Origin of the sequence: Arsukibacterium sp., from assembly GCF_033722355.1 — a bacterium.
In the GTDB taxonomy this organism is placed as follows: Bacteria; Pseudomonadota; Gammaproteobacteria; order Enterobacterales; family Alteromonadaceae; genus Alishewanella.
In genome coordinates, this window is sequence record NZ_JAWVZF010000058.1 from 1 (window position 1) to 16057 (window position 16057).

The following is a 16057-nucleotide window of genomic DNA, read 5'->3' on the forward strand; positions in this document are numbered from 1 at the left end:
CCCTGCGGGCCGCACTAAAGTGCGTCCAAATTCGCTCCCAACGAATTTGTCGAACTCAGGGTTCGAACCAAATCCTCGATCTCTGCCGCGTTAAATGAAAAAGGCCCACGCTTTTGGCGACACCGAGGGATTGCCTGCACCATCCATGGCGCTGGCCCTGCGGGCCGCACTAAAGTGCGTCCAAATTCGCTCCCAACGAATTTGTCGAACTCAGGGTTCGAACCAAATCCTCGATCTCTGCCGCGTTAAATGAAAAAGGCCCACGCTTTTGGCGTGGGCCTTTTTCATTTAATTGGCGGAGAGAGAGGGATTCGAACCCTCGTTAGGGGTTAACCTAAACACACTTTCCAGGCGTGCGCCTTCAGCCACTCAGCCATCTCTCCGGAACTTGCGTTGCAAGCGCGGCTATACTAGGGAAAATCCCCGCGCGCTGCAACTGTTATATACATAACTGGTTTTTTATGGCTGCTTTTTAAACAGCCATTGCCGGTTTTAGGTTAAGCGTTGCCTTTTACCTGAATTTTTAAATCACGGGCGAAGCTGAGCATCCGGTTTAGCGGCACCAAGGCTTTTTCACGTAGCGCGCTATCGACAAAGATCTCATGACCAGTGGTATCGGTTAACGCCGCCTCAATGGCTTTTAAACCGTTCATTGCCATCCAGGGGCAATGGGCGCAGCTGCGACAGGTGGCACCGTTACCGCCCGTTGGTGCTTCTATAAAGGTGCGATCTGGCATTTGCTGCTGCATTTTGTAAAAAATGCCTTTGTCGGTCGCCACAATAAAGGTGCTGTTGGGCAGGGTTTGGCTGGCTTTAATCAGCTGACTGGTTGAACCTACCGCATCAGCCAGCTGTACCACGCTGTCTGGCGACTCAGGATGCACCAGTACCGCCGCGTCCGGGTACTGTTTTTTCAGCTCGATCAGCGCATTGGCTTTAAATTCATCGTGGACAATACAGGCAGCGTCCCATAGCAGCATATCGGCGCCAGTTTGTTTCTGGACATAAGCACCCAGGTGCTTATCGGGGCCCCAGATAATTTTTTTACCCTGACTGTCGAGGTAGTCCACGACATCGAGCGCAATAGACGAAGTGACCACCCAGTCAGCACGGGCTTTAACCGCAGCAGACGTATTGGCATACACCACCACTACCCGGTCAGGATGAGCATCACAGAATGCTGAGAACGGTTCAGCCGGACAGCCTAAATCCAGCGAACAGGTGGCCTCCAGCGTTGGCATTAATACCGTTTTATTTGGCGTCAGAATTTTCGCGGTTTCGCCCATAAACTTAACACCGGCGACAATTAAGGTATCGGCCGGATGCTCGTTACCAAAACGGGCCATTTCCAGTGAGTCGGACACACAACCGCCGGTTTCTTCGGCCAGGGCCTGAATTTCCGGATCGGTATAGTAATGGGCAACCAGCACCGCATTTTTCTGCTGTAACAACGCTTTAATCCGGGCTTTATATGCCAGCTTTTCATCTGCAGACAAAGGCACAGGCTTTCTGGGAAACCTGAAATCCTGCTCACTAAAATACAGCGACTGCGTCATAACACCTGCCACATTGCTTAAAAGGGCGCGTATTATACAACGGTCAGATTAGTATTAACAGTATTTAACAAGCGGGGGTTTGGTGGGTCATGATGGATTCGAACCATCGACCAACGGATTAAAAGTCCGCTGCTCTACCAGCTGAGCTAATGACCCAAACAGCAGAAACGTAAAGTGGTGGGTCATGATGGATTCGAACCATCGACCAACGGATTAAAAGTCCGCTGCTCTACCAGCTGAGCTAATGACCCAAACAGGATATTCACGAAGTGGTGGGTCATGATGGATTCGAACCATCGACCAACGGATTAAAAGTCCGCTGCTCTACCAGCTGAGCTAATGACCCACTTCGGTATACTTGTTTGCGCGGTTTGGTGGGTCATGATGGATTCGAACCATCGACCAACGGATTAAAAGTCCGCTGCTCTACCAGCTGAGCTAATGACCCTAACCGCGGACGCATATCTTACTGATTTACGGCGCTAGTGCAACCGAAAAATGTTAAAAACGCCCTGATAGCGGCCTGACTGCGCAAAAAGCCAGCGATATGAAACAACAAAGCCAACCTGAAGGTTGGCTTTGAAGGCTTATTTAAGGGCGTCTATCCGTTCCTGTGCCAGGCGAGCAGACGTTGCTGAGGCATGATCTTTTATCAGCTGCCGGTAAAACTTTAACGCAGCTTCTTTGTTGTTTTCGCGCTCTGCAACCTGACCTAGCTTTAACAACGCATCAGGGACTTTGCTGGAATCCCCGAAATTCGTGACGACCCGTTCAAAATGGGTTTTTGCTTTGGCCAGTTCATTGTTATTAAACAGTAACTGACCCAGCCAGTAATGGGCATTCGGCGCATAGCCTGACTGAGGGTAAGTTTGTAAAAACGCTTCAAATTCAGGGATCGCCGCATCGTAGCGCCGATCTTTCAATACCATATTAACGGCTTTATCATAAGCATCGTTTTCTGACATATTTGAGGAATAGGAAACGGTTGGCACATTATTCTGGTTAGCGGAAACCGGTGGCGTGGCGGCAGGCGTACTTTGTAACGCGCTTACCCTGCGGTCAATTTCCTGATATAAATCGCGTTGCCGCTGCAGCATTTCGTCTAACTGATAGGTGTGGGTTTCGGTAACCCCCCGTAGCTGACTGACTTCTTCGAGCAATAAGTGTAATTGCTGCTGCATCCGGATTTGACCCTGGGCCCGGGCTTCGACGACCCGCTCCAAAGTTGCCAGACGTTGCTCCAGCGTACCTGCACCAGAAGTGCCCAGTTGCTGGTTTGGCGTGTTATTTCTGCCCAACTCAGTAACTGGTGCCGGGTTAGCCCAGGCACCAGTACTCACTAAGGACAGAGCAACCCACAGTGTTTTAGTTACTGTCATGATCACCCGTTTTCGTAATTATTTATTAGTATACTAATACCGCACGACGGTTCTTCGCGAAACCGGTTTCAGTGCGTGATCTGTCTACTGGCTTTTCCTCACCGTAACTTACGGTAGACAGCTGACCAGCAGAAACACCCAGGTTCTGTAAGTAAGATGCCACAGCCTGAGCACGACGCTCACCTAACGCGATATTGTATTCTGGAGTACCACGCTCATCTGAATGACCTTCGATGGTCACCCGGACGCTCGGGTTAGCACGTAAAAAGCTGGCATGCGCTTCTAATACTTCAACAAACTCAGGACGAATAGTTGCCCGGTCGAAATCGAAGTAAATGGTATTTTCCTGGCGCAGTGCTTCCAGTTTCTGACGCATTTGTTCAGCAGGGCTCATTACAGGTTCTGCTGTTTCAACCTGCACAGTCTCAGTGACCTGTTGCGCTTGTGACGTATTGGCATCATCAGCAGAAGTTGATGACGTTGAGCTACAGGCGGCTAAAGTCATCACAGGTACTGCGACTAATAAAGCCTTTACCACTTTGTTTAAGTTCATTTTGTTGTCCTTAGTAAGTTAACCACGTTGTGTTTATAAAAAAGGTGACCAGGCCGGCGATTTGACCTGTCCATCGATCGCCGGCAGTCGGGCTTTAAAGCGTCCATCCATTGAAACCAGTGCCAGCACCTGCGACGAACCATGCATGGTGCTGTAAATAATCATCGACCCATTTGGCGCAATACTGGGTGACTCATCTAAATTCGTTTTTGTCAGTACCTGCAGATAGCGGCTTTGCCGATCCATTTTTGCTATATGGTACTGGCCCTGAGTCCGGTTCACCATCACGATAGTGTTGCCGTCAGGCGTGTAGGCACCCGCCAGATTCATCTCACCTTCAAAGGTCAGACGCCGGGTTGTGTCAGTTGTTAAATTTACGCTATAAAGTTGCGGATTGCCACCTCTGTCCGAGCTGAACACCAGCTCTTTGCCATCGGGCGACCAGTTGGGCTCGGTATCAATCGCCCGGTGACTGGTAATGCGTCGCAATGCCTTGGTAGCAATATTCAGGGTGTAAATTTCAGGGTTACCGTCTTTAGACAACACCAGCGCCAGGCTTTCACCATCCGGTGACCATACCGGCGCGCCATTGATACCCGGGTAGCTGCTGACCACGGTGCGCCTTCCGCTGTAAATATCCTGAATGAAAACCTGAGCCTGACGACGCTCAAACGTTACATAAGCCAGCTTAGTGCCATCAGGAGACCAACTGGGAGACATCAGCGGCTCTTTTGAGCGCAGTAAAATCTGTTCATTTACGCCATCGTAATCGGCGACCACCAGCTGATACGGGAACTCATTGGCCGGGCGTACCAGCACGTAAGCAATTTTGGTCAGGAAAGCCCCCCGCTCACCGGTCAGCTTTTCGTACACAATGTCGCTGATCCTGTGGGCATACTGGCGGAACTGATTACCATTAATCGTAGTTTCACGACTATCGAGTAAATGTTCGTTGCTGGTGACAAGTTTACCGGCATTAAGCATTTGCGAATTAGGGCCACTGTTGCCTTTCAGTACATCTATCAGCTCAAAACTCACTGTGTAACGGTCGATACCAATCTCGTTAATCTGCCCCATGACAATGGCTTCAACGCCTTCTCTGGCCCAGGCTGCAAAATTAATCTCTTTCGAGTTTGCCGGTTGCTGCGGCATTTTAATCCGGGATAACGGGCTGAATTTACCGCTTCGCATTAAATCCGCCGCCACAATTTCTGCCAGGTTTTCAGTCGGCCGGGTTGTACCGTTAAAACTGAACGGCAATATTGCTACCGGCCGGGCTGAATCGATACCCTCAGTAATCACAATTTCCAGTGACGCACGGGCCATCACCGGCAACAGTAAAATGGTCAGGATAAGGGTCTTTTTCAGTAAATTAATCATCATCAGAATTCTGGTGCCACCGTTAAAGTTATATCTTTCAGTTGATTATAAACATCAGGATCAGTAGATACCGGCAGGGTACCTGCTCTGTTCACTGCTCTGATTGCCGCATCAGCTACCTGACGGTCTCCACTGACATAGCGCACATCGGTAACAAAGCCACTGGTTGCCAGCCGGATGTTGATCCTCGCTGTCTTACCGCGCATATTCTCATCTACCAGCAAGTTACGCTGAATAGTGTCGCGGATCATCGCAGTGTAACGTTGTACCTCAGTCACCGCCTGCTGTGCTCTGGCCTGGCGTCTTGCTTCCGCTTCTCTGGCCAGTTGTTCCTGAATTTGTCTCTCACGTTCTGCCTGCTCTCTGGCTTCGCGGGCTTTACGCTCCTGCTCTGCCTGCGCTTTGGCCGCCGCTTCTTCCGCCTGGCGTCGCTTCTCTTCGGCCGCTTTTGCAGCCGCTTCCGCTTTTTTCTGTTCAGCTTCACGCGCCTTACGCGCTTCTTCTGCCTGTCTGGCTTTCTCAGCTTCGGCTTGTTGTTTCTTCTGGGCTTCGGCTGCGGCCGCTTTTGACTTACGGGCAGCTTCATCTGCCTGTCGTTTCTCTTCTGCTACCCGCTTTAAACGTTGCTCCTCTGCCGCCCGGCTGCGCTCAGCTTCGCGGGCGCGGCGCTCCAGCGCTGCTATCCGCTCTTCTTCCGCTTTTCTGGCAGCTGCACGGTCTTTCTGAATTTCAGCCACCCGCTGCTCTAACTCTTTGCGGTCTATCGCTACCGCTTCGACCGGTGCCGGGTTGCTTTCAACGGCCTGCTCGGTGCTGACGGACAGTTCTACCGTTTTACGTTTAAAACTGATATTGGCGCCAAAAATCAATAACAGCAAAATAGCGACGTGTAAGGTCAACGATTTCGCCAACGGCGTGGTCAGAGCTGGTTTAAACGTATTAAACTTCATTATCAGTCATTAAACCCACTGCCGGCGCACCGGCATTCTTTAACACATTAATCAGACGGATCACGGCTTCATAACTTACCGCTTTATCGCCTTTGACAATAACCTGGGTGCCCGGCTCGATTGTCAGCCAGCTGGCAACTTCCACCTGCAATTCCGCTGCCGTAAACGGCCCCTGTTGATTACCGTCTTTTTCAAAGTAATACAAACCGTCACTGTCCACGGTTGCCACCAATGGGGTTTTACCCTCTGTCATCTGCGCTATCGGCTCTGCTGCTGACTTGGGCAACTCCACTTTTACGCCCTGAGTAATAAGGGGGGTGGTCACCATAAAAATAACTAACAACACCAGCATAACATCGATGTAAGGCACCACGTTGATTTCGGCCATCATCCGCCGTTTTTTACGGATGTACATCAGGCAGCCTCAATGCTGTTAACCGCCTGGCGGTGCAATATATTCGAAAATTCTTCAACGAAATTAACGTAGCTGCTCTCCAGTAACTCAACCTGATGTGAAAATTTGTTGTAGGCAATAACGGCCGGAATGGCAGCGAACAGACCTATCGCTGTCGCGATCAGGGCTTCTGCTATGCCTGGTGCCACCATTGCTAACGTTGCCTGCTGTACTGCCCCCAGCGCGATAAAAGAATTCATAATGCCCCAGACCGTACCAAACAAGCCAATATAGGGGCTGATTGACCCGACAGTCGCCAGAAAAGGCAGGTTGGTTTCAAGCCGCTCAACTTCACGTGACAAACCAACCCGCATTGCCCGTTGTGCACCTTCCATTAATGCTGCAGGCTGCTGCCGGCTGCTCTTGTGCAACCTTGCAAATTCTTTGAAACCGGCTTTAAACAGTGCTTCTAAGCCGTTATTGCTCTGGCGGGCGCTGACTTCAGCGTATAACTTTGACAAGTCAATGCCGGACCAGAATTTATCTTCAAATCTCTTGGCATCATCCAGAGCCTCTTTCAGCACTTTTTTCCGTTTGAAAATCATACTCCAGGAGGCAACCGACATTCCCACTAAAATAAGCATGACAGCCTGCACCACAATACTGGCATCGAGTAATAAATGTAGAATGGAGATTTCACCTGACACGCGTTAATACCTCTGCAATTTCGGCCGGCATCGGCCGGGCTTTCATAGCCTGCTTATCAACGCAGGCAACTTTAATTTCGGCCTGACAAACTAACTGGGCCGCAGCATTATAAATTTGCTGAGTAAAAATGATACTAGCTGACTTTAAGGTACTGATTTGACTCGATACCGTCAATAATTCATTAAACCCGGCGCTTTTTTTGTTATTCATTAAAACCTGAGTAACAACAAAAGCGATATTATTTGACAACAGAATATCCTGCTCTATACCCAGTGCCCGTAACCATTCAGTGCGGGCTCTTTCAAAAAATTTCAGGTAATTCGCGTAGTACACGATGCCACCGGCATCGGTGTCTTCATAATATACTCTTATCGGCAACTCAAAGTGTGTTTCAGGCATTTATAACCACATCTTAATTTGTGCGCGTATGATAAATAGCCGGATCGGCAAACTCAATGGCTAACCCTGCCAGACGCTAACTATATTTATTTTCAGCCAGCTATTGCATTGTGTTCAGAAAACAGACTCATCTGTTTACCTGAAGTTCATTCTGCTGAAAATACCGGACATTTTAACCGAGCGTCTTTACTGACCACAAAAAGTAATCCGAGCTATCATCCACATTTAAACTTAATCACAGATGAATAAAGGGGTGCTTTTAGCTAATGCCGGCAAACTGGTTAATTATTGGTCGGGCTGTCAACCCTGTCGCATTAGTTATTTTAATGTCAGCACGCTAATTTTTCTCGTTTGAAGTAAATGCTCGAACTTATTAATATGACGCCGTGTTCTGAGCTAGCGCAAAGGCAGGGTAAGAGGGTTACCTTGTTTAGTAAAGTACACTTCGCAGTGAGACTGATTTCTATGATGAGTTTTGCTGCTGTTACGCATGTTCCCTGGATTTATTGAAGCACTCCTTCAACTTGTTGCTTTGCCCGCTCCATTGAGCGGGCTTTTTTTTTTACCCGTCCTATTTGAAACTGCAGCGGTGTTGGCTGCAGCACCAACCAGTTAGCGAATACGATGCGTCAATTCATTCTGATTTGGGTAAATCAAAGCCAAAGTGCTTATAGGCGCGTGGTGTGGCGATGCGGCCACGGGGCGTACGCTGAATAAAACCCTGCTGAATTAAAAACGGCTCTATCACATCTTCGATGGTTTCTTTTTCTTCGCCAATCGCCGCCGCTAAATTATCTAACCCCACCGGGCCACCGATAAACTTATCAATAATGGCCAGGATAAGCTTACGATCCATGTAATCAAAGCCCTCGGCATCGACATCTACCATCTGCAGTGCCTGCGCAGCAATAGCAACCGAGACAGTGCCATCTGATTTCACCTGAGCGTAATCGCGTACCCGGCGCAGCAGGCGATTGGCGATGCGGGGTGTGCCACGGGAACGACGGGCAATTTCTGTAGCGGCCCCTTTATCCAGTTGCAAGTTAAGATACAGCGCTGAACGCTGAATAATATCGCTAAGCTCGTCTACTTTATAAAATTCCAGCCGCTGCACAATACCAAAACGGTCACGCAGCGGCGAGGTTAATGCGCCGGCGCGGGTTGTTGCGCCAATCAGGGTAAAAGGGGGGAGCTCCAGTTTTATCGAACGGGCAGCGGGCCCTTCACCTATCATAATATCCAGCTGATAATCTTCCATTGCCGGATATAAAATCTCTTCAACCACCGGACTGAGCCGGTGTATCTCATCAATAAACAGCACATCATTCTGCTCAAGGTTGGTCAAAAGTGCTGCTAAATCCCCGGCCTTCTCCAGCACCGGTCCTGAGGTGCTTTTGATATTCACGCCCATTTCATTGGCGACAATCATCGCCAGGGTCGTTTTACCCAGACCCGGCGGGCCGAAAATCAGCAGGTGATCTAACGGGTCGCCGCGGCCGCGTGCTGCTTCAATAAAAATAGCCATTTGTTCGCGTACATGCTGCTGGCCGGTATAATCAGCCAGCGTTTTCGGCCGGATGGCCCTATCTATTACTTCATCTTCACGGGTCGCAGTGCCCTGGATCATTCGATCAGCTTCAATCATCTTGGCTATATCATACTTTTAAGGGCCGCCATGATCAGCTGTTCACTGCTCATGTCGGCGCGTTTAACTAATTTCACGGCTTTGCTGGCCTGGGCCTGACTGTAACCCAGCCCCACTAAGGCACTTAATGCATCTTGTTCAGCGCTGACCGGTGGCGCGAATAGCGCATCGTCACCTGCCAGGGTCAGTTTATCTGTCACCGGGGTGCTACTGACACCCCAGTCTTTTAAGCGATCACGCATTTCAATTACCAGTCGCTCAGCCGTTTTTTTACCAACGCCAGGCAGTTTTACCAGAGTGGTAATGTCGTCATGCAGCACACAGTGGACAAACTGCTGGGCAGTCATACCGGATAAAATGGTCAGGGCCAGTTTGGGCCCGACCCCGTTTGCTTTAATCAGCTGGCGGAACAAGCTGCGCTCGGTATCGGTAATAAAACCATATAACAGCTGGGCATCTTCGCGCACGACAAAATGGGTATAAATTGTCGCCTGACTGCCGGGGTCGGGCAACTGATAGAAACTGGTTAATGGTAACTGTACCTCATAGCCTACACCGGCGACGTCCAGTAAAATATCCGGCGCCTGCTTTTCCAGCAATACCCCTTGTAAGCGTCCAATCATCTGGCGGTTCTTCTTGTTAGTTGGTTTAGTATTAACTGGTCCGGGCGGATCAGCGCAAGCGGCGGCGCACCGTTTTACTGGCCTGCCCGGCTAACGCCAGCAGGCTCTGCTGAGTATGCCCGTGACATAACGCCACTGCAAGCGCATCGGCGGCATCAGCCTGGGGGCTGGCGCTTAACTGGAGCAACGAGCGTACCATATGCTGTACCTGGGCTTTATCAGCCGCGCCGGTGCCGACGACAGCCTGTTTAACCTGCCTGGCTGAATATTCGAATACCGCGAGCCCGGCATGCCGGGCAGCGACAATGGCAGCTCCCCTTGCCTGCCCCAGCTTTAATGCTGAATCCGGGTTGCGGGCCATAAAAACCTGCTCAATCGCAAATACCGTCGGCTGGGTCTGACAAATAATTTCAGAAATCCCGTTGAAAATACGCAGCAACCGCTCTGGTAGCGCATCGGTGCCCAGCCGGATACAACCACTGGCCAGATAGACAAATTTATTGCCTTGCTGGCGCACCACGCCATAGCCGGTCAGGCGGCTACCAGGGTCTATCCCCAGAATAATCGCCACCGTCAGCTATGCTCGCCAAGCAGCTCATCACTGATATCGGCGTTATGATAGACATTCTGTACATCGTCCGAATCTTCCAGCATATCAATCAGTTTAAAAAAACGGCCGACGTTATCAGCATCAACCTGTGCCCGGATTGACGGGATCATATCAATCTGGGCATCATCGGCGGTAAAACCGGCTGCCGTTAACTGATCTTTAATATCATTGTACAGTTCGGCACTGGTAAAGACTTCGATACTGCCATCCTCATGGGTTTGGACATCTTCAGCACCGGCTTCCAGTGCCGCATCAAGCAAAGCGTCTTCATCGACTCCAGGCGCATAAAACAGAACACCACGACGGGCAAACAAATAGGCGACAGAGCCGGTCGTGCCTAAATTCCCGCCATTTTTAGTAAAAGCGTTGCGCACATCCGCTACCGTTCTTTTGTTGTTGTCAGTCATGGTTTCAACAATGATGGCGACCCCATTCGGGCCATAACCTTCGTAGACCAATTCCTCGTAGTTTTCGCCTTCCGTGGCACCGGCGCCACGTTTAATCGCCCGGTCGATAGTATCGCGGGTCATATTCTCGGACAGGGCTTTGTCGACTGCCAGCCTTAACCGCGGATTGGCACTGACATCGGGATTACTGCGGGCTGAAACGGTCAGCTCACGAATAATTTTGGTGAATATCTTACTTTTTTTGGCATCCTGGCGGGCTTTGCGATGCTTCATGTTCGCCCATTTACTATGGCCGGCCATCTTTCACTCCTCGCTTGCACAAACAATCATGCGGCAACCAACTGCTGCCGCATGTTTACAACTTATAACTGTTACGATTTACTGACAACCTGAATATTTAACTCCGCCAGTTGCGCAGGGTTAGCTTCGCCTGGCGCATCGGTCAGTGGACAGGCAGCGGTTGCTGTTTTAGGAAACGCCATCACATCCCGGATGGAAGTCGCCCCGGTCATCAGCATTACAAGGCGGTCCAGACCAAAAGCTAAACCCGCATGCGGTGGCGCACCAAATTTTAATGCCTCTAGCAGGAAGCCAAACTTCTCTGTCGCTTCCTCATCGCTGATACCCAGTAATTTAAATACTTTCGCCTGTACTTCTGCGCTGTGAATACGCACAGAGCCGCCACCTAACTCAGTACCATTGAGTACCATGTCATAGGCGTTGGACAATAAACTGGTATGGTCAAGTTGCTCAATCGGGGTCGCCAGAAAGGCAGCGCTGTCCAGAGGCGACGTAAAGGGGTGATGCACTGCCGTGTGACTGCCATCGTCGTTCTCTTCAAACATCGGGAAATCAACAACCCACAGCGGTTTCCAGCCCGGTACCGTCAGCCCCAAATCTTCGCCAAGCTTCAGGCGTAGCGCGCCCATTGCCTCACACACTACTTTATAGCTGTCTGCGCCAAAGAAAATCAGGTCGCCGTCAGTTGCACCAGTGCGCTGCACGATACTCTGGACAATATCAGCAGTTAAAAATTTTGCCACCGGCGACTGCACACCGTCGATGCCGGCACTGACCTTATTCACCTTCATCCAGGCCAGGCCTTTTGCTCCGTAGATACCGACAAAATTGGTGTAATTATCAATATCCTTGCGTGATACCTTTTCGGCTGCTGCCGGCACTTTAAGTGCCACGACCCGCCCTTTGCTGTCATTAGCCGGGCCGGAGAACACTTTAAACTCAATGTCTTTCACTAAATCGGCAATATCGACAAACTGCATCGGGTTGCGTAAATCGGGCTTGTCTGAGCCATACAAGCGCATGGCTTCATTAAAGGTCATTTGCGGAAACTCACCCAGGTCTACCTCAAGCTGCTGCAAAAACAACTGGCGAACCATCTGCTCGGTCACCGCCATTACCTGCTCTGCGCTCATAAAGGAGGTTTCGATATCAATCTGGGTAAATTCCGGCTGACGGTCAGCACGTAAGTCTTCATCCCGGAAGCATTTTACAATCTGATAATAACGGTCAAGACCAGACATCATCAGCAATTGCTTGAATAACTGCGGCGACTGTGGCAAAGCAAAAAACTGGCCTTTGTGGGTCCGGCTTGGCACCAGATAGTCACGGGCCCCCTCAGGCGTGGCTTTGGTTAAAATAGGGGTTTCAACATCGAGGAAACCGTTACTGTCCATAAAATTGCGGACAAAACTGGTGACCCGGGCGCGGAATTTCAGCCGCTCGCTCATTACCGGGCGGCGTAAATCCAGATAACGGTACTTCAGACGCTGTTCTTCACTGTTGTCGTGGTTAAAATCCAGTGGCAATGGCGCGGCTTTATTTAAAATGGTCAGGCCGCTGGCATAGACTTCCACTTCACCGGTTGCCATATCGGCGTTAATTTGTGATTGGGGCCTTAGCCGCACTTCGCCGGTAACCTGAATACAAAATTCGTTTCTGACGGTGTAAGCCAGATCAAACAACGCGGTTAAATCCGGGTCACAGATCACCTGGACAATGCCTTCACGGTCACGCAAATCGATAAAAATAACGCCACCAAGATCCCGGCGCCGGTTGACCCAGCCACACAATGACACCTGTTGCCCGGCATGTTGGGCAGTTAAAAAACCACAGTAATGGCTACGCATTAACCCTTCCTTCTATCTCTTTGGTCAGCCGCTGTAAAATGACCGCCAATTATATAGAAATAGCGCTTAATGTCACTGCCCGTTCACGAAAACTCTCGTTCAGTAAAACTATAACCGTTCTTGCCCTGCTGCTTTGCCTGATACATTTGTTTATCAGCTTGCTTTAACAGCGCATTACTGCTGGTCGCATCGTAAGGATAGACCGCAATGCCAATACTGGCGCCAACCTGCACCTGAGCAAACGATAATTGTAACGGCTGAGCTAACTGATAAAGAATTTTTTCAGCGACAATTGCCGCATCATCACGGTGCAGTAATGCCGTCAGTAATACGACAAACTCATCACCTCCAAACCGGGCCACTGTATCGCTTTTTCGCACACAACTTTGCATTACCGCCGCCAGCTTCAGTAACAGCTCATCGCCAGCGTCATGGCCATAACGATCATTAATTTCCTTAAATCCATCCAGATCGATAAAGAGGACGGCCAGTATTTCATTGTGGCGGCTATGTTGCTCCAGAGCCTGGTCAATCCGCTCTTTTAATAAACTGCGATTTGGTAAGGCGGTTAAGTCATCGTGAGTAGCCATATAGCGCATATTATCTTCAGCTTGCCGACGCAGATTCACTTCACGGCGTAAGAAATAATTCCAGATAATAAACACCGTAATAAATACCAGTGCTACCGCGATTAACTGCCAGATAATCTGATGCAGTTGCTGGCGGTCAATACCCTGAGTTATTTTAAAGTCAAACCAGTTTTTATACATCTGAGCCCGGTCCGCTTCACTTATGCTGCGCAAGCCTTTATTTAAAATAGGTAATAAAGGCTGATAATCACTTCGCACCGCCACCAGGGACAGCTGTTCCGGCAAATCATCTATCAGCTGTATTTTTAAGTTTATGGCATTGGTCTGCTTTAATGCCCGGCTACCGGCCTCTAACGAGTCGAGCACAAAATCTACCCGGTTATTTTGCAGCAAGCGGATGCCGTCATTGATGTCGCTGACTTTGACAACCTCAACATCAGCAATTAAATCGGCTAAGTCGGACGATAACTGATAGTCTTTAAAAATAGCGATCCGCTTGCCTTTCAGCTGATTTGCTGAGGCGATATTGTCAGTGCCGATATGACTGATCACCGCCCATTGCACGGTCCAGAAGGGTTCGGTGAACAGCGCGTAAGTTTTACGCTCCTCTTTAGGTGAAACATTAGCCACTAAGTCTATGTTTCGCTGCTTCAGATCAGCAAGAATAATATCGAAATCATCATATACCGTCAGCTCAAACCGGATATTTAACCGTTTACTCAGAACCTGCAGAATTTCATTGGTCAGCCCGGTAATATTGCCCGCTTCGTCAACAAATTCCATTGGCGGCCAGTTATTCATAATGCCAACCCGTAACGGACTCTGCGCGGCCAGCCAGTCGCGCTCTTGCGGCGTCAGTGGTATGTTATTGCTGTAATCGTCAAAGTAACTATGCTCGGGCGAACGAATCCATTGTTTTTCTATAACAGAAAGCTCTGACAGCGGAATCTGATTAAACCCCTGCTTGATTTTCTCAGCCAGTTCACTGTTTTCAATGTGGGTATAGACATATAACGGTGCAAACATTCGGGTCGTTGGCATATCAACAAAATGATTAGCCAGATTAAGCTGGTCCAGCCGGGTCTGGGCGATGACGTCGGCACTGAAAAAGCCATCAATTTCGCCCTTTAAGGTAGCGTTGGCTAATGTTTCCAACGACGGATAACGCTTAAAGGTTACTGCCGGATACCGCCTTTGCAACTCTGCCAGATAACTGGTGTTGTTGAAAATGCCGATGTTGCCGGCAAAATGGCTCTCTAATGGCGGTTGCTGACTGCTTTTCAGCCGGTAATACGCAGTGCTGAAACTGTATATATGGTAGGCCTGGGTAAGCTGGGGGCTCAGGTTATCAACCGCCGGAAAACCGATGTAGGCATCAATCCGCTGATTGGCCAGACTCGCCAGACTGTCAATCGTATTATCGGGCACAAAAGCAATACTGGTACCGGTTTTTTCAGACCAGAGCCGCCATAAATCTACAAGCAAACCGGTAGCCTCCCCCTGAGAGGTGACATCCATCAAGGGTTGATTCTGTACGGATAACCCGAGTAACAGCGTATCGTCTTTATCAACTTTTAAGCCGAGCCATTTTCGCTCCAGCGCATTGAGAGTTGCCACTGATACCGCTGCCGCATACTGCTCTAACCTGTCATTTAACGGAGAATTCAACGGCACCCCAAATACCAGATTAATAGCCTGCAATGGTATTTTTTTATAAAGCGGAAACTGGTTATTTAACTCCTGATAAAGGGGATAACGCGGCGGTAATCGATCTAAGCCGGCAAAGGCTCTGAGCTCACCAGCCAGAGCCGCATCATACATCTGCGTTGCATTTGAATATTGTCGCAGCAGAACATTGGGCAAAAGCCGGTTTAACGTCGCAATATGACTGGAATTTTCGACTACCCCGATGGCATAGGGGATTAAATCGTCAAGATTTTGCACCCGCAATAAATCTCGGTGAACAAACACATTGCTGTATATCGCAATATTGATATTGTGTAATTTATAATCCTTAGCCCGCTGTTCGGTATAAGCCATCCCCCCGTGCAAATCGACTTTACCTGCATCCAATAACGCCACGGTATCCGGCCACTCTGCCATGACAAACTCAATATTAAACTGATGTTGTCTGGCGACTTCACGCCAGTAATCCACCAGCAGGCCGTTTGGCTTGCCTTCTTTATCAACGAACATATAAGGGTAAGTGTCATTGCTTAGTGCCACTTTTAAGGTCTCAGGCCCGGCATAGATATGCTCAGAGATGGCAAAACACAACAACAAAGCAGCGTGACAAAATAGACGTCTGAACATGTGTTTACACTGAAAGTTAACCTTCTACTGTTTTACTCTTAGTCCCGGTATTGGTCAATAGAAGGACGGGCATGGCCATCAATGTTTTATGGCAACGCTGAAGTTTGCTTTTGGCTGGCCGCAACAATTCAGGTAAACTAACGGCCTTATTACCACAGCGCTTTTCGCTCACTGCCGCGCAACCCCGGTGTTATTTATGCAAAAAGATCACATTTACGCTGAGCCATTAGCGGAAATCCAGGACTTTCGGTTTGATGACCAGGTCGCTGAAGTTTTCCCGGATATGATTCAGCGCTCTATACCCGGCTACCAGACCATTATTCAGACGATTGGTAAGCTTACCGGACGTTATCAGCAAGCCAACAGTAACTATTATGATTTAGGTTGCTCACTGGGCACTGCC

14 protein-coding genes, 5 tRNA genes and 1 pseudogene are annotated in these 16057 nt (G+C 49.4%); 1 reads left to right on the forward strand and 19 read right to left on the reverse strand.

Annotation, left to right across the window (positions count from 1 at the left end; translation table 11 throughout):
• Positions 1–293 precede the first annotated feature (293 nt).
• The 19 genes from R3177_RS07365 to R3177_RS07455 all read right to left on the reverse strand — a co-directional run bounded on the left by R3177_RS07365 (position 294) and on the right by R3177_RS07455 (position 15654).
• Positions 294–383: transfer RNA gene (locus R3177_RS07365), tRNA-Ser, on the reverse strand.
• Positions 384–497: 114 nt separating this feature from the next.
• Entirely contained in the window at positions 498–1556 is a 1059-nt protein-coding gene (gene nadA / locus R3177_RS07370; protein WP_318970398.1) for a quinolinate synthase NadA, read from the reverse strand.
• 80 nt (positions 1557–1636) lie between these two features.
• Positions 1637–1712 (reverse strand) — tRNA-Lys (locus R3177_RS07375).
• Positions 1713–1731: 19 nt separating this feature from the next.
• Positions 1732–1807, reverse strand: a tRNA-Lys gene (locus R3177_RS07380).
• Between the two features lie 19 nt (positions 1808–1826).
• A tRNA-Lys gene (locus R3177_RS07385) sits at positions 1827–1902 on the reverse strand.
• 26 nt (positions 1903–1928) lie between these two features.
• Positions 1929–2004: transfer RNA gene (locus tag R3177_RS07390), tRNA-Lys, on the reverse strand.
• Positions 2005–2143: 139 nt separating this feature from the next.
• Positions 2144–2935, reverse strand: coding sequence for a tol-pal system protein YbgF (gene ybgF, locus R3177_RS07395; protein WP_318970399.1), 792 nt, complete (start codon positions 2933–2935; stop codon positions 2144–2146).
• Positions 2936–2960: 25 nt separating this feature from the next.
• On the reverse strand, positions 2961–3488 hold the full coding sequence (gene pal, locus R3177_RS07400; protein ID WP_318970400.1) for a peptidoglycan-associated lipoprotein Pal: 528 nt from the start codon (positions 3486–3488) through the stop codon (positions 2961–2963).
• 33 nt (positions 3489–3521) lie between these two features.
• Entirely contained in the window at positions 3522–4871 is a 1350-nt protein-coding gene (gene tolB / locus R3177_RS07405; RefSeq protein WP_318970401.1) for a Tol-Pal system beta propeller repeat protein TolB, read from the reverse strand.
• On the reverse strand, positions 4871–5818 hold the full coding sequence (gene tolA / locus R3177_RS07410; RefSeq protein ID WP_318970402.1) for a cell envelope integrity protein TolA: 948 nt from the start codon (positions 5816–5818) through the stop codon (positions 4871–4873). Before tolA ends, tolB begins: the two co-directional genes overlap by 1 nt.
• Positions 5808–6233, reverse strand: a complete 426-nt coding sequence (gene tolR, locus R3177_RS07415) for a protein TolR (protein ID WP_318970403.1) — start codon at positions 6231–6233, stop codon at positions 5808–5810. The genes tolA and tolR overlap by 11 nt, the downstream gene beginning before the upstream one ends.
• Complete coding sequence (gene tolQ, locus R3177_RS07420; RefSeq protein WP_318970411.1) at positions 6233–6907, reverse strand: protein TolQ; 675 nt, start codon at positions 6905–6907, stop codon at positions 6233–6235. The genes tolR and tolQ overlap by 1 nt, the downstream gene beginning before the upstream one ends.
• A gap of 1 nt (position 6908) precedes the next feature.
• Positions 6909–7319, reverse strand: coding sequence for a tol-pal system-associated acyl-CoA thioesterase (gene ybgC, locus R3177_RS07425; protein WP_318970404.1), 411 nt, complete (start codon positions 7317–7319; stop codon positions 6909–6911).
• Between the two features lie 634 nt (positions 7320–7953).
• Positions 7954–8964: a Holliday junction branch migration DNA helicase RuvB gene (gene ruvB / locus R3177_RS07430; protein WP_318970405.1), complete on the reverse strand. Its 1011-nt coding sequence runs from the start codon at positions 8962–8964 to the stop codon at positions 7954–7956.
• A 5-nt stretch (positions 8965–8969) separates the two neighbouring features.
• Positions 8970–9587: a Holliday junction branch migration protein RuvA gene (gene ruvA / locus R3177_RS07435; RefSeq protein ID WP_318970406.1), complete on the reverse strand. Its 618-nt coding sequence runs from the start codon at positions 9585–9587 to the stop codon at positions 8970–8972.
• Positions 9588–9636: 49 nt separating this feature from the next.
• The gene (gene ruvC, locus R3177_RS07440; protein ID WP_318970407.1) at positions 9637–10158 is read right to left on the reverse strand and encodes a crossover junction endodeoxyribonuclease RuvC; all 522 of its coding nucleotides are present in this window, start codon (positions 10156–10158) and stop codon (positions 9637–9639) included.
• A gap of 2 nt (positions 10159–10160) precedes the next feature.
• Complete coding sequence (locus tag R3177_RS07445; RefSeq protein ID WP_318970408.1) at positions 10161–10904, reverse strand: YebC/PmpR family DNA-binding transcriptional regulator; 744 nt, start codon at positions 10902–10904, stop codon at positions 10161–10163.
• 71 nt (positions 10905–10975) lie between these two features.
• On the reverse strand, positions 10976–12751 hold the full coding sequence (gene aspS, locus R3177_RS07450; protein ID WP_318970409.1) for an aspartate--tRNA ligase: 1776 nt from the start codon (positions 12749–12751) through the stop codon (positions 10976–10978).
• An 83-nt stretch (positions 12752–12834) separates the two neighbouring features.
• Positions 12835–15654, reverse strand: a complete 2820-nt coding sequence (locus R3177_RS07455; RefSeq protein WP_318970410.1) for a diguanylate cyclase domain-containing protein — start codon at positions 15652–15654, stop codon at positions 12835–12837.
• Between the two features lie 196 nt (positions 15655–15850).
• On the opposite strand from R3177_RS07455, the pseudogene R3177_RS07460 reads away from it, so the two are divergent.
• Positions 15851–16057: pseudogene (locus R3177_RS07460) on the forward strand (carboxy-S-adenosyl-L-methionine synthase CmoA); the annotation flags it as partial.

Coding starts and splice junctions, on each gene's coding strand:
- R3177_RS07455 (WP_318970410.1), bottom strand. CDS start 15,654: ATGTTCAGACGTCTATTTTGTCACGCTGCTTTGTTGTTGTGTTTTGCC.
- ruvA (WP_318970406.1), bottom strand. CDS start 9,587: ATGATTGGACGCTTACAAGGGGTATTGCTGGAAAAGCAGGCGCCGGAT.
- ruvB (WP_318970405.1), bottom strand. CDS start 8,964: ATGATTGAAGCTGATCGAATGATCCAGGGCACTGCGACCCGTGAAGAT.
- tolB (WP_318970401.1), bottom strand. CDS start 4,871: ATGATGATTAATTTACTGAAAAAGACCCTTATCCTGACCATTTTACTG.
- ybgF (WP_318970399.1), bottom strand. CDS start 2,935: ATGACAGTAACTAAAACACTGTGGGTTGCTCTGTCCTTAGTGAGTACT.
- pal (WP_318970400.1), bottom strand. CDS start 3,488: ATGAACTTAAACAAAGTGGTAAAGGCTTTATTAGTCGCAGTACCTGTG.
- ybgC (WP_318970404.1), bottom strand. CDS start 7,319: ATGCCTGAAACACACTTTGAGTTGCCGATAAGAGTATATTATGAAGAC.
- aspS (WP_318970409.1), bottom strand. CDS start 12,751: ATGCGTAGCCATTACTGTGGTTTTTTAACTGCCCAACATGCCGGGCAA.
- tolA (WP_318970402.1), bottom strand. CDS start 5,818: ATGAAGTTTAATACGTTTAAACCAGCTCTGACCACGCCGTTGGCGAAA.
- nadA (WP_318970398.1), bottom strand. CDS start 1,556: ATGACGCAGTCGCTGTATTTTAGTGAGCAGGATTTCAGGTTTCCCAGA.
- tolR (WP_318970403.1), bottom strand. CDS start 6,233: ATGTACATCCGTAAAAAACGGCGGATGATGGCCGAAATCAACGTGGTG.
- R3177_RS07445 (WP_318970408.1), bottom strand. CDS start 10,904: ATGGCCGGCCATAGTAAATGGGCGAACATGAAGCATCGCAAAGCCCGC.